Annotated in this window: 13 protein-coding genes; 8 read left to right on the forward strand and 5 right to left on the reverse strand. The window is 59.5% G+C overall.

Annotated elements, in window-relative coordinates:
• The first annotated feature begins 339 nt into the window (after positions 1-339).
• From QSJ80_RS10415 to QSJ80_RS10425, 3 genes are all read left to right on the forward strand, one after another.
• Positions 340-1029 carry a D-Ala-D-Ala carboxypeptidase family metallohydrolase gene (locus QSJ80_RS10415; RefSeq protein ID WP_285764389.1) on the forward strand — a complete coding sequence of 230 codons (690 nt, stop codon included), beginning with the start codon at positions 340-342 and terminating at the stop codon, positions 1027-1029.
• Positions 1030-1121: 92 nt separating this feature from the next.
• Complete coding sequence (locus QSJ80_RS10420; protein ID WP_285764390.1) at positions 1122-2090, forward strand: lytic murein transglycosylase; 969 nt, start codon at positions 1122-1124, stop codon at positions 2088-2090.
• A gap of 31 nt (positions 2091-2121) precedes the next feature.
• The gene (locus QSJ80_RS10425; RefSeq protein ID WP_285764391.1) at positions 2122-3225 is read left to right on the forward strand and encodes an AI-2E family transporter; all 1104 of its coding nucleotides are present in this window, start codon (positions 2122-2124) and stop codon (positions 3223-3225) included.
• Here the strand turns inward: QSJ80_RS10425 and QSJ80_RS10430 are convergent.
• From QSJ80_RS10430 to QSJ80_RS10440, 3 genes are all read right to left on the reverse strand, one after another.
• Positions 3222-3725 (reverse strand): protein disulfide oxidoreductase, encoded by a 504-nt coding sequence (locus tag QSJ80_RS10430; protein WP_285764392.1) that lies wholly within the window; start codon positions 3723-3725, stop codon positions 3222-3224. The genes QSJ80_RS10425 and QSJ80_RS10430 overlap by 4 nt on opposite strands.
• A gap of 48 nt (positions 3726-3773) precedes the next feature.
• Positions 3774-4901 carry a histidine decarboxylase gene (locus QSJ80_RS10435; RefSeq protein WP_285764393.1) on the reverse strand — a complete coding sequence of 376 codons (1128 nt, stop codon included), beginning with the start codon at positions 4899-4901 and terminating at the stop codon, positions 3774-3776.
• 276 nt (positions 4902-5177) lie between these two features.
• Positions 5178-7535, reverse strand: coding sequence for a Tex family protein (locus QSJ80_RS10440; protein ID WP_285764394.1), 2358 nt, complete (start codon positions 7533-7535; stop codon positions 5178-5180).
• A gap of 242 nt (positions 7536-7777) precedes the next feature.
• On the opposite strand from QSJ80_RS10440, the gene QSJ80_RS10445 reads away from it, so the two are divergent.
• The 5 genes from QSJ80_RS10445 (at position 7778) to QSJ80_RS10465 (ending at position 16882) form a co-directional block, all read left to right on the forward strand.
• Entirely contained in the window at positions 7778-9040 is a 1263-nt protein-coding gene (locus tag QSJ80_RS10445) for an efflux RND transporter periplasmic adaptor subunit (protein WP_285764395.1), read from the forward strand.
• A 2-nt stretch (positions 9041-9042) separates the two neighbouring features.
• A complete protein-coding gene (locus QSJ80_RS10450; RefSeq protein WP_285764396.1) occupies positions 9043-12177 on the forward strand; it encodes an efflux RND transporter permease subunit in 3135 nt (1044 codons plus the stop codon).
• A gap of 96 nt (positions 12178-12273) precedes the next feature.
• Positions 12274-13020 carry a 16S rRNA (uracil(1498)-N(3))-methyltransferase gene (locus QSJ80_RS10455; protein WP_285764397.1) on the forward strand — a complete coding sequence of 249 codons (747 nt, stop codon included), beginning with the start codon at positions 12274-12276 and terminating at the stop codon, positions 13018-13020.
• 37 nt (positions 13021-13057) lie between these two features.
• A complete protein-coding gene (locus tag QSJ80_RS10460) occupies positions 13058-13702 on the forward strand; it encodes an HAD family hydrolase (RefSeq protein WP_285764398.1) in 645 nt (214 codons plus the stop codon).
• Positions 13703-13954: 252 nt separating this feature from the next.
• Positions 13955-16882: a TonB-dependent receptor domain-containing protein gene (locus QSJ80_RS10465; RefSeq protein ID WP_285764399.1), complete on the forward strand. Its 2928-nt coding sequence runs from the start codon at positions 13955-13957 to the stop codon at positions 16880-16882.
• Positions 16883-16967: 85 nt separating this feature from the next.
• On the opposite strand, the gene QSJ80_RS10470 is transcribed toward QSJ80_RS10465, so the two are convergent.
• Both QSJ80_RS10470 and metF read right to left on the reverse strand, forming a co-directional pair.
• A complete protein-coding gene (locus QSJ80_RS10470; RefSeq protein ID WP_285764400.1) occupies positions 16968-17711 on the reverse strand; it encodes a hypothetical protein in 744 nt (247 codons plus the stop codon).
• 146 nt (positions 17712-17857) lie between these two features.
• Positions 17858-18721: a methylenetetrahydrofolate reductase [NAD(P)H] gene (metF, locus tag QSJ80_RS10475; protein ID WP_285764401.1), complete on the reverse strand. Its 864-nt coding sequence runs from the start codon at positions 18719-18721 to the stop codon at positions 17858-17860.
• Positions 18722-18759: the final 38 nt, after the last annotated feature.

The raw sequence follows: 18759 nt of genomic DNA on the forward strand, positions 1-18759 counted from the left end.
GCCTTCGCCGTCAGGTGAAAGGTTGCCCGCATGCCGGGCAGGATTTTTTGGTAACGCGTTTTTCCGAGTCACTGTTTACTTAGAGAAGCTAAACAGCGCTGCAAGGTCAAGAGCTATTCCCAGAATGCAAAACCCGCCGATGGCGCAAAACTCGACTATCGTTAGGGACTGAGGCAGTCGCCAGGAGCGACGGGGAGCAGTCCTATCAATCGCATGGTCGTGGTCGTGATCGTATCGTTACTGGTATTCTGCGGTGCGCGCCTCTGGTGGCTCACCAACTGCGAGCGAATGGACCCGCCGGCCGCATCCTGCAGCACTGCGCAGAAGTACTGGTGAAGCATGTCGATAGAAGCTGAAAAGTCAGACTACATCGAGTTCCGGATCAAGCGTCGTACCGCCAGCTGGCTGGCTACGCTGGCGGCGGCCCTGCTGTCACTGGTGATCTATCTGCTGATTCGGGAACCGGTACCGGTCAGCGCGCCGGATGAAATCCCCACGGCGCTGCCGGCGATCAGTGTGCTACAGGGTTACAATACGCCGTCGCGCACCATGTTTTCCGCCTACCTGTTCGAAACAGAGGAGAGTAATCGTTTCGACAAACTGCGCAATTTCCTGTCCAGTGAGGGCGTGGAGGGCGTGGTGCCACCGTTCGAACTGCTGCGTCAGGGCACTGACTGGTTGATGGTAGAGGAGCCGCCGTTTGCCATGCCGCCGGAAAGTAAGTGGCCGTCCATGGTACGGACCCTGCAGGCGATCCGCGACGAAGTGGTGCCGGTGGTGGGGCCTGTGCACGTGCTGTCCGGTTGGCGGACCCCTGAATACAACCGCAAGGCCGGCGGATCCCGGCGCAGCAAGCACATGCATTTCTGCGGTGTCGACCTGATTCCGCAAAACCCCACCTCACGCAAGAAGCTGGTATCGCGCCTGCGCAAGATGCACGGCAAGGCCGGGCGTGACTGGAATATGGGGCTGGGTATCTACAGCGGCATACGGTTCCATATCGATACCTGCGGCTTTAGGCGGTGGTAGGGCTAATTTACTCGGCCTGGCGGTGTAGGAAAGCGTGGCGCAAAAAGCCTTCTATACTCTGGAGAGGAAATAAGTAGTATCCGGGGTGTATCGTGCAATTCAAAAGTATTCTGATCGGAGCTGGTGTGTGCAGCCTGCTGTTGCTGCAGTCACCGCAAAGCGCGGAAGCGCGCGGTAGCTGGGACGCGTGGAAGGCGGACCTGAAACGCGAAGTGGTGGCCAGCGGTATCCCGCCAAGCCTGTTCGACCGGGCCATGGCATCAGCCAGGCAGCCGGATCGCAAGGTCAAGAAACTCAACAAGAGCCAGCCGGAGCGACGCCTGTCGTTCCTAAAATATCGCAGCTCCCGCGCAGATGCCGCGCGTATCCGCATCGGTCGGCAGAAGTACGCAAAGTACAAATCTACATTGAGCAGCGTCGAACGCCGCTACGGCGTGGACTCCTGTGTGATCGCATCCATCTGGGGGCTGGAGACTGCCTATGGCGGCTTCAAGGGCAGCTTCCCGGTGATCCCGTCCCTGGCAACGCTTGCGTACGATTCCAATCGCAAGGCCTTCTTCCGCAAGCAGTTGATCCAGGCCTTCCATATCGTCCACTCGGGCCAGGTATCCCTTGGCCAGTTTGTGGGTGAGTGGGCCGGTGCCTCCGGCCATCCGCAATTCCTGCCCACCAGCTGGAAGAACTATGCGGTGGATTACAATGGCGACGGCCGCAAGGATATCTGGAACAGCATTCCGGATGCGCTCGGCTCCATTGCCAACTACCTGCGCAGCAATGGCTGGCAGGCGGGTCAGCCCTGGGCCGTTGAAGTGCGCCTGCCGCGCAACTTCAGCCGCTCCCACGTGGACCGCAAGACCCGCAAGAGCGCCGCGGAGTGGAAGGCCATGGGCGTGCAGGTGCCGGGCGGCGTGCCGTCCTCACTGAGTGGTCGCATCGTGACGCCGGACGGCGGGCCTGCGTTCCTCGCGTTCCGCAACTTCGACACCATCATGACCTACAACAACTCTACCTACTACGCCGGCACCGTCGGCTGGATGGCGGACCAGATCTGCCGCCGTTGATTCGGCGACAGTGGTGGGCCGGGGGATTGGCATGCAGGAAAAACTGGAACAGGTATTTTTCCTCGCACTGTTATTGTTGATCACCCTGGCCTTCGGCTGGTTGCTGAAGCCATTCTTCTTTGCCATCTTCTGGGCGGGTGTGGTTACGGTCCTGTTCCACCCGCTACACAAAAAACTGCTGCTGAAGTACCCCCAGCGACAAAACCTGGTGGCACTGGCGGTGCTGTTGCTGAGTATCGTGCTTGCGGTCCTGCCGGTGTTGCTGATATCCGCATCGGTCGTAAATGAAGCGGTCAGTTTCTATCAGAAAATTCAGGCCGGAGAGATAGACCTTGGAAAGATCCTGCACAGTATCCGCTCGGCGATTCCCGGTCTTCCCGGGCTGGTCGAGCGCCTCGATGTCGACCTGGATGAGCTGCAAAAACAGACGCTGGAAGGGGCGGTGAACGCGAGCCGCTTTGTCGGCAAGCACGCTATCAGCTTCGGTCAGAACACGGCGCAGTTTTTCGTCGGCCTTGCGTTGATGCTGTATCTCACGTTCTTCCTGCTCCGTGATGGCCAGGCGCTGCTGGAGAAATTCAAGCGTGCGCTGCCGATGGGGGATGCGCGCGAACATCTGCTGTTTGACAAGGTGGCCGAAGTGACCCGCGCGACCATCAAGGGCAACCTGCTGGTGGCCGTGGTGCAGGGGGCTCTCGGCGGCCTGATTTTCTGGATTCTCGATATTCCCGGTGCAATGCTGTGGGCGGTTTTGATGGCGGTACTGTCACTGGTGCCTGCCATGGGGCCGCCGCTGGTATGGGTGCCGGTGGCCATTTACCTGTTTGCGACGGGCGAACTGATCAGTGCGACCGTGCTGGTGGCTTATGGAGTGCTGGTCATTGGTCTCGCTGACAACCTGCTGCGCCCGATCCTTGTGGGCCGCGACACGCAGCTGCCAGATTACCTGGTGCTGTTCTCCACCCTCGGTGGTTTTGTGTTGTTTGGGGTCTCCGGTTTTGTGATGGGGCCCCTGCTGGCGGCACTGTTCGTGGCGTTCTGGGAAATCTTTGCGCGTGAATTCAACCCTGTGCGCGGCCGCGGTTCGAGGGTGGGGGCGGAGCACGACGATAATGGTTCTGATGAGGCAGGCTAGCGGGTAACTGCAAGCCGGGCGCGCAGGCCGGCCTCAGTGGTAATGCCGGACGTCACCCAGGCGATCTCGCGCTGGCTGTCGATAATGGCGATAGTGGGGGTGACACGTACGCCCCACTGTGAAGAGAGGATGCCGCTGTTGTCGTTGATGGTCGGGAAGGCCAGCTCCTTGTCATGCAGATACTGGCGGACTTCATCAGCGCTGCCGGACTGCAGTGCAACTGAAATAACCTGATGGTCTTCTGCAATCCCATCTACTGCCGGCGAAACCACGCGGCAGTATCCGCACCAGGTCGCCCAGAAGTAAACCAGCACCGGGCCGTCCTCAGCCATGCGATGCAGGTCCAGCTCTGCCTGCTGCGATGCGGCTGCGGTAATGTCGGGACCGCGCAGGTGCAGCGCTTTTCCGCTTGGCATATCCCGCTGCTGGTACCAGCTGATCGCGCCGGCGACGACGGCTAATAGCAACAGGGTTTTCAGCCAGCTGAATGCTTTCTTCATGAAAGTCGTTTCCTGCATGTCAGCTTGTCCGTCTCGCATCGCTAAATACTATTGCTTTGATTCAACCGGGTTAGCCAGTATATCTTCAATGAGTGCATCGACCTGTGCACGCGTCACGTTGGGCATGCAGATTACATGGCTCTGGCCGTTGGCGGTGGCCAGCTGCCACTTCTGCTTCACGCACTCGGCCACCTGCGGGAACACCACGGTAATCGCGCCGGGGTTGCGCCACGCCTCGATGCCCGCATGGCGCATGGCGGTTTCCGCATAACCGGCATTATCCAGCGCGTGGTCTATCCGCGCCTTGAGACCGTCGACACCCAGGCTCTTGATCGTGTGCCAGAGCACCAATGGTGTGAAGCCATTGCGCGACCCGGTAATGGTGGTATCCAGGTTGCCAATGTAGGAGATCGAGCGTGCGATGCGGTCCACGTTGCACTTGCGCGCGAGCACGATGCCGCAGGGAATCGGCGAGCCGAAGGACTTGTGCCCGCTGATGGAGATACTGTCGGCGCCGTCGGCAAAATCGAAAGCGGGGCGCGGTTCCATAAATGGCGCCATGCCGCCGCACAGTGCGGCATCGCTGTGGATGTAGCGCTGGCTGAAGGCCATTTCATCGAGGATGCCCTTGATCTTTTTCAGGTCGTCCTTGGCCTCGGTCATGGTGGTGCCGATATTGGCGAAGATGATCGGCGGAATGTCGCGCCGTGCGCGCAGGGTCTCGCGCAGATCGTCGTAGTCGATCTCGCCATTTGCCTGCGAGCGGATCATGATGTGGCGCATGCCGAGGAAATGCAGGTTCTTGGCCACGCTGTAATGCGTGTCCTGCGAGTAATACACAATCCCCTTGGGTAGCAGTTCCCGCGCGAGGTAAAGGCCGTAGAGGTTGCCCTCGGTACCGCCATTGGTGACATAGCCCCACCAGTCGTTGGCGGGCGCGCGCAGGTGTTCGGCGAAGAAGGTGATCACCTCGCGCTCGAATGCGCGGCTGTCGACGCGCCAGGTGGAATCACTGAAGGGGTCGCCCAGGTTGTTGAGCGGGTACTTGAGGAATTCCATCAGGTCTTCGAACGCGAAGTCCTTGGAGACCGGGTAACCGAGAAAAGACTCGGTATTTTCCCGCGTGGCGTCGAGGAATTCCTGCAGGCGTTTTTTGTCTGGAGCTGATAAAGCCATTGGCTGAACCGGTGCTGGGTCCGCGGCAGCATCGCCGTATCCTCCGCCCAAAACTGCCTGCTCGGCAAATGTTTTGGGCAGAGGATACCGCACTGCTACGCAGAAAATGTTGTTTTCAAAGGCATCCGCTCGCTGGTGTGAGCCAGGGTGCGAGTGCGGTATTCTGTTTCCGAAACATTTTCGCCCCTGCGAAGTTTCGGAAACAGAATACGGCGATCGTACCCGGATCAGTTATTGCCGCACTCGTCGACCTGTCCGTGCAAAGTCAGCCTGGCACTACTTCTTCTTCGCCATCGCTGCTTTCAGCAGGTCGCCCATGGAGCCCATGCCGCCATTACCACCCTGGCTGCCGCGGCCGCCACGCTGGTTGCTTTGCTTGTTGTTCTGACTATTGTAGCGCTGGGCCTGGCGTGACTCGCGATGGTTGCCCTTGGCAACGCCCTTGTCGCCGGCTTCGCCCGGCTCATCAGTGAGACGCATGGACAGGCCGATACGCTTGCGCGCCACGTCCACTTCCATCACCTTCACTTTCACGATATCGCCGGCCTTGACCACTTCGCTCGGATCCTTGATGAACTTGTCGCTCATCGCAGAGATATGCACCAGGCCATCCTGGTGTACGCCGATGTCCACGAACGCACCGAAGTTGGTGACGTTGGTGGCGGTACCTTCCAGGATCATGCCCGGGCGCAGGTCCTTGATCTCCTCGACGCCGTCCTCGAACTTCGCTGTCTTGAACTCCGGGCGCGGGTCGCGGCCGGGTTTGTCCAGCTCGGAAATAATGTCCTTCACAGTCGGGATACCGAACTTGTCGCAGGTGTAGTCGGCAGGGTTCAGCTTGCGCAGGAAACCGCTGTCGCCCACCAGTGAGTTGATTTCGCGGCCATTCTTCACTGCGATGCGCTTCACCACCTCATAGGCTTCCGGGTGTACACCGGAAGCGTCGAGCGGGTTCTCCGCGCCGTGGATGCGCAGGAAGCCGGCGGCCTGCTCGAAAGCCTTGGGCCCGAGGCGCGGCACGTCTTTCAGTTGCTTGCGGCTGGTAAAGGCACCGTTGGCGTCGCGGAACGTGACGATGTTGTTGGCGATGGACTGGTTCAGGCCGGATACGCGCGCCAATAGCGGCGCCGAGGCGGAGTTGAGTTCGGCACCAACGCCGTTTACACAGTCTTCCACCACCGCATCCAGCTGGCGCGCCAGCTCGGTCTGGGACACATCGTGCTGGTACTGGCCCACGCCGATGGACTTTGGCTCGATCTTCACCAGCTCCGCCAGCGGGTCCTGCAGGCGGCGCGCGATGGAGATGGCGCCGCGAATGGTAACATCCAGGTCCGGGAATTCGCGCGCGGCGAATTCCGAGGCGGAGTAAATGGAAGCGCCGGATTCGTTCACCATGACCTTCTGCGCGGGCAGCTTGTAGGTCTTGAGGGTATCGCCGACAAACTTGTCGGTTTCGCGGCTGGCGGTGCCGTTGCCGATGGCAATCAGCTCCACATTGTATTTGGCGCACAGCGCCGCCAGTACCTGCGCGGATTCACGCGTGCGGTTCTGCGGCGGGTTCGGGTAGATGGCGGTGTGGTCCAGCACCTTGCCGGTGGAATCCACTACCGCAACCTTGACCCCGGTGCGCAGGCCCGGATCCAGGCCGATGGTGGCTTTCTGGCCAGCCGGCGCAGCCAGCAGCAGGTCTTTCAGGTTGCGCGCAAATACCGAGATGGCTTCTTCCTCGGCGCGCTCGCGCAGGTTGCCGAGCAGGTCGGTTTCCAGGCTGGTCAGCAGCTTGATACGCCAGGTCCAGCGCACCACTTCGCGCAGCCATTTGTCTGCGGCACGGCCCTGGTCTTCGATTTTGAAGTGGCTGGCCACCATGGATTCGCACGGGTGGCTGTCTAGCGGAGAGGCGTCTTCCGGCTGCTCAATGCCGACGCCCATGCTCAGGATGCCCTCGTTGCGGCCGCGGAAAATCGCCAGCGCGCGGTGGGACGGCATGTTGCTCCAGTCCTCGTTGTGTTCGAAGTAGTCGCGGAACTTTGCGCCTTCCTCTTCCTTGCCGTTCATGACCTTGGCCTGCACCTGGCCTTCCTTCTGCAGGAAGTCGCGCAGCTTGCCGAGCAGTTCGGCGTCCTCGGCGAAGCGCTCCATCAGGATGAACTTGGCACCGTCGAGGGCAGCCTTGGTGTCCTTGATGTCGTGCTCGTCGTTGAAGTACTTCTGCGCTTCCTCTTCCGGGTTCAGGCCCGGGTTCTCGAACAGCGCGTCTGCCAGCGGCTCGAGGCCGGCTTCAATGGCAATCTGACCCTTGGTGCGGCGCTTGGGCTTGTAGGGCAGGTAGAGGTCCTCGAGGCGGTTCTTGGTGTCGGCCTCGTTGATCTGCCCGGCCAGCTCTGGGGTGAGCTTGCCCTGCTCGTCGATGCTTTTCAGAATCGCCGCGCGGCGGTCTTCCATCTCCCGCAGGTAGCGCAGACGCTCTTCCAGGTTGCGGAGCTGGGAGTCGTCCAGCTCTCCGGTCACTTCCTTCCGGTAGCGAGCGATAAACGGTACCGTGGCGCCCTCGTCGAGCAGGCCTACGGCGGCGGTGACTTGTTGCGGGCGGACGCCCAGTTCCTCGGCAATGCGATTGTTGATGTCGAGCATAGGTTACTTCAACTGCTTATTTTTCTTGCTGATGTGGCAGCCAGGCTACCGCTTTTTCCGGCCGCCATTATGCGCCAAGCGCCGCCCTGAACCAATCGCCAATGCCGGGTCGGGTGTGACCTACAGGGCAGTTTGCGACCAACAGCAATTCTTTACGATAGACAGCCGTTTCAGGCAGATCTTTTGTCTTTTTATTCGGGTAGAATGCGCCACTAGTCAAAAATTGAACAGTGGGAAGTTCCGTGGAAATCTCCAGTAAAAACAAGCTGCTTGGGGTTGTTGTGCTCGCCGGAGCACTTCTGGTTGCAGGTCTGTTGCTCATGGCGCCAAAGCCGGAGAAAAAAGTGCCTGAAGTGGCGCTGCCGCCTGTGGCCGATGTGCTCTATGCGGAGCCGGGTCAGCGCACCCTGCTGGTGCCGAGCCAGGGTACGGTGCGCGCGCGCCACGAGATCGATGTGGTGGCCCGGGTTGGCGGGGCTATCGAGAGCGTGAGCGATGCTTTTGTGGCCGGCGGCTTTTTCACCGATGGCGATGCGCTGCTGCAGATCGAGGCCGCGGACTACCAGTTCCAGCTGACCCGTGCGGAGTCGCAGCTGGCCAATGCCCAGTCCACCCTTTCCCAGGAAGAGGGGCGTGCGCGCCAGGCCAAGCGTGAGTGGCGTGAACTTGGAAGCCAATCGGCCAATGACCTTTTCCTGCGCAAGCCTCAGCTGAGCGCTGCCAAGGCGGCCGTGGAAGCTGCCCGCGCCGATCGTGACCAGGCCAGGCTGAATCTGGCGCGTACCAGCGTCAAGGCACCATTTGCCGGCCGTGTGGTGGAAACCTATGTCGACCTGGGCCAGTTCATTCCCGCCGGCACCCGGCTGGCACGCATTCATAGCACCGGGGTGGCCGAAGTACGGTTGCCACTCACCGATCGCCAGTTGGCCCTGCTGGACCTGCCGCTCGGGCAGTCCATCGAGAACGGTCCCGCGGTTCGGCTGACCGCAGAAGTGGCCGGTGAACCGCGCGAGTGGCGCGGTGTCCTGGTGCGCACCGAGGCCAACATCGATTCCAGCAGTCGCTTTGTCTATGCCGTAGCCCGGGTCCAGGAACCGTATAAAGGTGCCGTACCGCTGGCAAACGGCCTGTTCGTGGAAGCGGATATTGCCGGTAAGACGCTGGATAACGTCACCCGCCTTCCGCGCCAGGCCCTGCATGAAGGCAGCCATGTGCTGGTGCTGGATGCGGAGAATAAACTGCGCACCCGCTCTGTGGAGCTTCTGCAGGCTGTCGATAGTGAAGTCTGGGTGCGTGGCGATATTGCAAGCGGTGAGCGTGTGGTGGTATCCAGCCTGGGTTACCAGCGTGACGGCATGGTGATTACGCCGAATCCCGTGAATGAAAATCCTGCAGGTATTCAGATCGGTGCAGGCGAAGCCGATACAGCCGAGCCCGTCAACTCTGAAACGGCGGCAACCGATCCGTCATCAGGCGGTGCCGCTGGCGCAGCGGGAGTACATTGAGCATGAACGGCATTATCGGTTGGTTTGTTCGCAACAGTAAGGCCGCCAACCTGCTGATGATCATGATTCTCATCGGCGGTATTTTCGGTATCCAGAGTGTCGGTCGCCAGGTTTTCCCGTCTGCCACCTCCGATACGGTCTCGGTCGACATTTCCTATCCAGGCGCGGGGCCGGCGGAAGTCGAGCAGCAGGTGACGCTCAGGGTCGAGCAGGCCATTGCTGAGGTTAAGGGCATCAAGGAGATCAATTCCTTCTCCCGCCGCAGCCATTCGACGGTGAATGTGGAGGCCGAGGAGGGCTATGACCAGCTACGCCTGCTGAACGATATCAAGGTGAAGGTCGATAGCATCAACACCTTCCCCGGCGGCATCGAGCGCCCGGTTGTTGGTGTGCGAGAGCGGGAAATGCAGATGATGCATATCGCCGTGGGTGGTGACGTTTCCGAGCGCCAGCTTAAGGATATTGCCGTCGACCTGCGTGATCGCCTGGTGCTCCTGACCGGCGTACGCCGGGTGGATATCTGGGGTGAGCGCGCGGATGAGATGTCCATCGAGGTCTCTGAAGTAGACCTGCGCCGTTACAACCTGAGCTTTGACGATGTCGCCAATGCGGTGAGCCGCTCTTCGCTGGATCTGCCCGCGGGCATGATCCGCTCGGATCGTGGGGATATCCAGGTACAGACCCGTGGCCAGGCTTACACCGCTGAAGATTTCGCCCGTATCCCCGTGCTCAGCCGCGCCGATGGAACAGTGTTGCTGCTCCGTGACGTTGCCACGATCACCGATGGTTTCGAGGAGGAAAGCGGGGCTATTCGCTTCAACGGCAAGCGTGCGATGAACCTGCGCGTGCTGCAGGGTGAGCCGCTGGATGTTGTTGCCACTGCCGAGCGCGTTCGGAAATTTATTGACGAGGCGCGCGAGGAATTGCCGCCGGGCATGCAGCTGGAAATCTGGTCCGACATGTCAGACATGTACTCAGACCGGATGAACCTGCTGTTGAAGAACGCGCTGGGTGGTCTGACCCTGGTGTTCATTCTGCTGATGCTGTTCCTGCGCCCGGCCCTTGCTGCCTGGGTAACCATCGGGATCGCCACCGCGTTTATGGGGGCTCTTTGGCTGCTGCCCGCAGTCGGGGTGACGCTGAACATGCTGTCCCTGTTTGCGTTCCTGTTGATCCTGGGGATTGTGGTGGATGATGCCATTATCGTGGGAGAGGCTGTGCATGCGGCCCACGATCGCGGAATGAGTGGACTGGAGGCCGCGGACCTGGGTGTGAGCCAGGTGGCGAAGCCCGTCATATTTGCTGTGGTCTCCACCATGGTTTTCTTCATCCCGTTCCTGTTGCTGCCGGGGGGTACCGCGCAGATCGCTTTGTCGCTGGCGGCCGTGGTGTTGTTGTGTTTGGTATTTTCGCTGGTGGAGTCGCTGCTGATCCTGCCGGCACACCTCGTCGGGATGAAGCCGGAGAAACCGGCGACATCCGGTTTCGGTAAGAAACTGCAGGCTGTGCGTGGCCGCTTTGCCGGAGCGCTCAGGGTTGCTAATGAGCGCCACTACGCGCCGTTGCTGGAGAAATCCCTGCGCAGCAGTCGCGTTACCGTCATGATATTTTTTGTCGCACTCATTGCTGCTATTGCGCTGTACGGCAAGGGCTACCTGAAGACCAGCTTTATGCCGGAAGTCACGTCGGACATGCTGCAGCTGAACGCCAGCCTGGCTGCCGGTGAGCCCTTCCAGGAGGCAGAGCGGGTCATGAACCAGTTTGTCGTTGCCGCCGACAGGCTTGGGCAAGATGAGGAGATGCTGGCCAAGAATAATGGCGAGCCGTTTGTCAAAAGCAGCATGATGTTCCTCTGGCGCGGTAATATTTATGTGAACCTGCAGCTCATGCCAGGTGAGGACCGGGATGTCGACCCGAGCGAGCTTGCCCAACGCTGGCGCGAGTACGTCGGTGAGTTACCGGGCAGTGTTGAGGATATGCGGATTACCGGCAGCATTAATGATTCCGGGCCTGGCATGTCACTGCATCTCAGCACGGGTTCGGGAGACATGGCCGAGCTGCGCCGCGCTGCAGATGACGTCAAGAAAAGGCTTGCCGATTACGAGGGCCTTTACGATGTACGCGACAACCTGAGTAGTGCGCGTCAGGACATCGAGATTCAGCTGAAGCCCTATGCGGAGAATATGGGTGTCAACCTCACCAGTATTGCGCGCCAGGTGCGTCAGGGCTTTTACGGCCAGGAAGTGCAACGCATTCCGCGCGGCAGTGAGGACGTACGCGTAATGGTGCGCTACCCGCAGGAAGAGCGGGCCAGCGAAGACCAGATAGATCGCGTGCGCATCCGTACCAGCCAGGGTGAAGTGCCGTTCAGCGCGGTGGCAGAAGCTGTCTATGTGCCCGGGTACGCCACCATTCGCCGCAACGACCGCGAGCGCGCGGTACGTATTTCCGCGGAAATCGAGCCGGGTACAACGGAATCCTTCAAGGTGCTGGAAGACCTGCGTGAGACTGCATTCCCCGAGTGGGAAAGCCGTTATCCGGGCTTCAGCCTGAAGACATCCGGGCAAATGCAGGAAGAGCAGGAATTCAACAGTGCGATGACAGCATTCTTTGTGCTGGCCCTGTTCACCATTTATGCACTGCTGGCGATTGCCTTCCGCTCCTATGCGCAGCCCCTGTTGATCCTGACGGCAGTGCCGTTCGGCTTCTTCGGCGCAGTGGTGGGGCACCTGATTACCGGGCACAATATCAGCATGATGTCGCTACTGGGTTTCCTTGCCGCGGCCGGTGTTGTTGTGAATGACAACCTGGTACTGATGGATCGGATCAATCAGCTGCGTCACCAGGGCATGGCCGTTGTCGATGCGGTGACCCAGGCAGGGCGGGACCGCTTCCGCCCGATCATCCTGACCTCCGTTACCACATTTATTGGCTTGGTACCGATCATGTTCGAGCGCTCTATCCAGGCGCAGTTCCTGATTCCGATGGTGGTCAGTCTGGCGTTTGGTGTCCTGTTCGCCACCGCGGTGACCCTGATCCTGGTGCCCAACCTCTACAAGATCATGGAGGTTCTGCGTGGCAAGGCTCATGGACGTCGCAGCGATGCCGCATTACCGGGGGGTGTTGAAAGCGCCTAGTTGAAAGCGTTTAAAAAGCGCCTAGAATGCTCTCGCGAGCCAGTCAATTGGAAAAGGGTCCGCAATGCGGGCCCTTTTTTGTGAGCCACTTATTTTATGAGAATCCCGAGAATCTATTCCCCCGTGCCATTATCGGGCCTTGCCGAGGTTGAGCTGGATGAAAGCGCCAGCCGTCACCTGGTCAAGGCGCTGCGCTTTGATGCTGGCCGGGAAATCATCCTGTTCGACGGTTTTGGCGGCGAGTACCGGGCAACGCTGACGGAGGCGGGCAAGCGCGCCAGAGCCCGCTTGGACGAATTCGCGGAGGGCGACCGCCAGTCGCCGCTGGCGATAGAGCTGGCGATCGGCATATCGCGCGGTGAGCGATTCGACTGGGTTGTGCAGAAGGCCACCGAGCTGGGGGTGCACAGCATCCGTCCGCTGTTCACCGAGCGCTGCGAGGTGCGCCTCAAGGGCGATCGGCTGGCGAAAAAGGTACAGCACTGGCAGAAAATTGCGATCAGCGCCTGCGAGCAGTGCGCGCGAAATCTGGTGCCAGCGATCGAGCAACCACAATCCCTGCGGGAATACCTCCAGTCAGGAACCGCTGGTGAAACAGGGCGTGTCAGCCTTGTCCTGCATCATCGCACGGCGCAGACGCTTGCGGAGATCCAGCAGGTGAGGGGGGCTCCCGCTTCCGCTACCCTGTTAGTTGGCCCTGAGGGCGGTCTGTCGGCAGAGGAAATCGGTAGTGCGGAGTCTGCGGGTTTTCAGGCGCTTGCGTTAGGCCCCCGGGTATTGAGGACTGAGACGGCGCCGGTTGCGGCGCTCTCTGTCTTGCAGTTTTTCTGGGGCGACTTTTGATCGCGCGCCGACGTTTGATAGGGCATGGAGAGCGGATTTGAATTACGAACTGGTGATTTTCGACTGTGACGGCGTCCTGGTAGATAGTGAGTCCATCGTCTGCCGTGTGATTGCCGAGGAAATGCAGGCCATTGGTCTTGAGACCACTGTCGAGGAAGTGGATCGCCGCTTCACCGGGCGCACTGCCGAAGATTGCCTGCTCGAAATAGAAAAGGAATTTGGCGGCCCTTTGCCCGCGAATTACTTTGATAATTGCGAACGCAGGATTCGCGAGCTTTTTCACCGGGACCTGGAGCCGGTTGCCGGTATTCAGGAGTTGCTGGAGCACCTGACGGAGACAGCGACTCCGGTTTGCGTTGCGTCTTCTGGCAGCCATGAAAAAATGCGTTTGACGCTTGGCAAGACCAACCTGTTGCCCTATTTCAACGGGCATGTTTTTTCTGCAGAGGATGTGGGGCGTGGCAAGCCCTGGCCGGACCTTTTTCTTTTCGCCGCAAAAAAATTCCATGTGGAACCTTCCCGCTGCCTTGTTATCGAAGACTCCGTGCCCGGTGTGAAAGCGGCTGTTGCTGCAGGTATGAAAGTAATTGGCTATGCCGCAGACCAGTATCGCGTCAAGCCGCTGGAAAATGCCGGCGCAAAAGTGGTGTTGGATCTGTCCTCGATCAGCGCCTTGCTTTGAAATTCGCACAATGCGAATCAAAAAACATAAAAAATAAATATTCCGACGGAATAAATACAAGTCAGAAAAACTGCCTTCACGCCGAATATTAAAACCCCACAAAATACATGGTGCGTTTTTCAAAAAAGTGGCGCTATTGCTTACCGGAATTGAGTAAAAAGTTCCTGTAAGGCGTGTGCTTGCGAAAAAAATCAGCCATATTTTCTGCAGTCTTTTGTTCCAAGGATTTTGCAAGGGCAAGGAGTGCAGGCAATGAGGAAAAACATACTGGCAGCTGCAATTAGTGCCGCCACCCTGGCAGCGATGCAGCCGCTGTGGGCTCAGGATGCAGACGATGACACCGCAGGTGAGCAAATCGTCGAGGAATTGATGGTAACGGGTTCCCGTCTTGTGTCGACAAACGCTGTCAGCGCCAGTCCGGTAACCGCGGTCGATGCATCTGATTTCCGCGCAACCGGTAATGTGCGGGTTGAAGACTTGATCAACGACCTGCCCCAGGTGAAGCCAACCCAGACCGCGGGCCAGGCCAATGGCGCAACCGGTACCGCTACGGTTGACCTGCGTGGCCTGGGTGCCGTGCGAACCCTTGTGCTGATGAATGGCCGGCGCCTGCCGCCGGGCTCACCGCTCGCAGGCGGTTCATCATCGGACCTTAACCAGATACCCGGCCTGCTGATTGAGCGCACCGAGATCCTGACCGGTGGTGCGTCTTCCACCTACGGTTCCGATGCAGTAGCGGGTGTTGTCAACTTCATCATGATCGATGATTTTGAAGGCTTCCAGATCGACGTGCAGCACAGCCGCTACCAGCACGACAACAGTCGCAGCTGGATGCAGCGTTTGATCACGGAGAACGGTTTCCCTGTAGAAGACGGTAACGTCTGGGACGGCGATGCGGACGATGTATCCCTTGTCTGGGGTGCGAACTTCGCAGACAACGAGGGTAACGTAACGGCCTACGCAAGCTGGCGTAAGATCGATTCGGTACTGCAGGCCGACCGCGATTACAGTGGTTGTGCCCTGGGCGGCGAGCCCGGTGCATGGCGCTGTGGTGGTTCGTCTACCATCCCGACCGGCCGCTTCACCGACTTCGGCACCAGTGATCTTGGCCCGTTCGATTTCACGATTGACCAGACCGATCCAAACGGTGCCTTCGTGGATCGCGATGGGCTCGTTTACAACTACGGTCCGCTGAACTATTTCCAGCGCCCGGACGAGCGCTTTATGCTCGGTGCATTCGCCAATTATGAAATCAATGAATACTTCAACCTTTACGGTGAAGTGAATTTCATGGACGACCGCAGTGTCGCCCAGATTGCACCTTCTGGTGCCTTCTTCGTCACCGATACGCTGAACTGTGACAACCCGCTGCTTAGTCCGGACCAGGCCGCAGCGATCTGTGGTGGCGATGCGGGTGGGGACGTTGATGCAAATGTCTTTATCGGCCGTCGTAATGTGGAGGGTGGTCCGCGCCAGAACGACCTGCGCCATACCTCGTTCCGCTATGTGTTCGGTATGAACGGTTCCATTGACGAAGTATGGTCGTACGATATTTATGGCCTGCATTCGGAAGTGGCCCTGGCGGAGACCTATCTGAATGACCTGTCCACGTCGCGCATCTCGCGCGCACTGGATGTGGTAACAGATCCGGAGACCGGCGATCCCGTCTGTCGTTCAGCACTGGATGGCACCGACCCGGCCTGTGTACCTTGGAATATCTTCCGTCCGAACGGCATTGTCGACGACGTGAATGACGGGGTAACCCAGGAAGCACTGGATTACCTGGTTCTGCCACTGTTCGCACGCGGCACCACCGAGCTGGATGTGATTTCCGGTTACGTGAAAGGGGATCTTGGTCCCTGCGGCTGGATCCTGCCATGTGCCGATGAGCCAGTGTCCGTGCTGATCGGTTATGAGCATCGCCGTGAGGCCATCGACTATGATCCGGACAACGGCTACATCACCGGTGACGGTGCCGGCCAGGGTGGTCCGACCGATCCGGTTGAAGGCTCTGTGAGTGTCGATGAAATCTTCATGGAAGCCAATGTGCCGATCTGGGAAGGCCAGTCCTGGGCGGATTACTTCGGCCTGGAGCTGGGCTATCGCTACTCCGACTATGACAATGGTGTTGATGCCAATACCTGGAAAGTCGGCATGAAGTGGAACTGGTTCGAGGGCCTCGGGTTCCGCGCCAGCTTCAACCGCGCCATCCGTGCACCGAATGTGCGTGAGCTGTTCGCGCCTCAGAGTGTCGGCCTCTATGACATGACAGAGGATCCCTGTTCCCCGACCGCAGAAGACCCGGCTACCAATGCCGAGTGTGTGAATACTGGCACTACCCTGGGCACGCCTCCGGATAACCCGGCCGGCCAGTACAACGCGCTGTTCGGCGGCAACCTGGAGCTGCAGGAGGAAGAGGGCGAGACCTGGTCTGTCGGCATGATCTGGGAGCCAATGTTCTGGGAGTGGCTGGAAGGTTCCACAATCAGTATCGACTACTTCGATATCGAAGTGGAAGATGCGATTGCGCCGCTGGATCCAACCAATACCTTTATGAACTGTCTGGCTACCGGCGACCCGACCTTCTGTGACCTGGTCCAGCGTGACCCGGCGGCAGAAAGCCTCTGGCTGACCGGCGCGCAGGTAATCGCAACCAACCAGAATATCGGCCTACTCTCAACCGAGGGTGTCGACCTGACGGTGGATTACAGTTTCGAGATTGGCGAGTGGGGCGGTGTTGACCTGCTGTATGTCGGTACCTTCGTGACCGAGTACGATATCCAGAACGACCCGACTGCTGCGATTGATGAGTGTGAGGGTTACTGGGGTGGCATCTGCGGTGCGCCTTCACCGGAGTACTCACACTTTGCACGGGCCAGCTGGAGCTCCCCATGGTGTGTCGACTTCAGCCTCGGCTGGCGCCACATTGGATCGGTTGACCAGTATGATACCGAGAACGGTGCGGACTTCGATCACCAGGATTACCTGGACCTGTCGGCCAGCTTCGACCTGTTCGAAACCGGCCACACCATCCGCGCCGGTGTGAATAATGTGCTGGACCGTGATCCGCCGCTGAGTGGTGACGCAGGTGCAGGCATCTTCGGTAACGGTAACACCTTCCCGGGTGTGTACGATGCGCTGGGCCGCTACTTCTTCGTAGGTGCGACCTTCACTTTCTGATCTTTCTTAAACAAAGCTGAGAGAGCCACCGGTTAACGCCGGTGGCTTTTTTTTGGCTGGCGTTTTTAGGCGTGCTTAGGGGTGCTTAGCGGGTGAGATCGATCAGTACCGATGCACTGCGCTGGCTCTTGTCACCCGCTGTGAAGGTGCGGTTGTAACGTACCTGCTGGATGCCCTGATTCAGCCAGGCCTGCACCACGCCCTGTGGCAGGCGCACTTCCTCGCGCAGTTGCGCGGTGTTGCTGCCATTCACTGTGAGCTTGCGTTGCACGTCGTAAACGACCTGGTCACCCACCAGGAACTGGCCCGCCTCTGAACTGGTATCGAGCTGGCCGAGATCGGTATCCAGCTGCCAGTCCAGCATAAAAGCCTTGCTGTTCATGCTCAGGGTCTGGCGAGCCGGGCTGCCGCTGATGCTGGCGACGGCGCCGCTGCCAGTCAGGTTGAACTGCAGCTGGCCGCTGATACGGCCGCTGTCGTTGCCGAAGGTGCGGCGGTAGGCGACGCGGCGCACACCATCGGCATACCAGCGCGCTGCGGTTGCGGCGTCGATGCGGATCTGCTCTGAAGCGCTGCTATTGTCACCGGTGATGGTGAGGCTGGTACCCTCGCTGCTGAGCGGCTCGCCGGTTGCCATATCCACGAAGGTGCCAGAGCCGGAAACAACACTGGTAGTGGTCAGTACCTTCCAGGCGAGTGGGGTCTGGTAGCCAACGCTGGTGTTGACCAGCGCCTCGGACGGGCTGACGGAAATCATTTGCTGGGCGCAGGCGTTACCGGCAGCAACGGCCAGGGTAAGCGCGATAGCTGTACGAATTTTGAACGACATGGATGACCTCGGAAAACCGGGAAGGGCGCATTGCGGCGCCCGTTCTTATTTTGTTTGGGTATTGCGAAAAGGCAATACTGCCGCCAAATGTCCCGGATTGCCAGCCCCTGTTCAGGCATCTAGAGGCTTTGCACGTTTGCGAGTGCTTACTGCGCGGTCTCGCTTTCGTCGCTGACAGCAGCCACCTCCATGCCCAGCTGGTCCAGGATGCGCGAAGTGGGGCCAGCCAGGTTCATGGTGTAGAAGTGCAGGCCCGGTGCGCCGCCCTCCAGCAGGGTTTCGCACAGGTCCGTGACCACCTCTTCGCCCAGTTTGCGCTGATCGGCGGGGTCTGTGAAGGCTTCCATGCGCTGCACCAGCCAGCGCGGGATCTCGGCGCCGCAGTTGCGCGAGAAGCGCAGCAGGTTGGTGAAATTGGTGATCGGCATGATCCCCGGGTAGATGGGGGCTTCTATGCCGGCCTTTTCGCACTGGTCAATGTAATAGAAGTAGGCATCCGGGTTATAGAAGTACTGGGTCAGGCCGCTGTTGGCGCCCGCGTCGAATTTACCCTTCAGATAGCGGATGTCCTCGGTGTAGCTGGTGGATTCCGGGTGAATCTCCGGGTAGGCAGCGACCTCAAGGTGGAACTGCTGGCCGAAATGCTTGCGGATAAAGGCGACCAGTTCATTGGCATACACCAGCTGTGCAATGGCACCCATGCCGGACGGCATGTCGCCGCGGAGGGCCACGATACGATCGATACCTGCATCGGCGTAACGCTGCAGCAGGGCGAGTACGGTGGCCTCGTCGTCACCGCCAAACGACAGGTGCGGTGCCATGGAGACACCCTGTCCCTTCAGGCCGGTGACGATGCCGGCAGTGGTGTCGCGGGTGGTACCGCCGGCGCCGTAGGTGACAGAGAAAAACGCAGGGTCGAAACGCTGCAGCGCCTCGCGGGTTGCGTACAGTTTCTGCTTGCCGTCTTCGGTCTTGGGCGGGAAAAATTCGAAGCTGATGCGGGGTGCCATTTTTATAAATCCTTTATTTCAGCTTTTGGACGCACTAC

Origin of the sequence: Biformimicrobium ophioploci (assembly GCF_030270605.1) — a bacterium.
GTDB lineage: Bacteria > Pseudomonadota > Gammaproteobacteria > Pseudomonadales > Cellvibrionaceae > Biformimicrobium > Biformimicrobium ophioploci.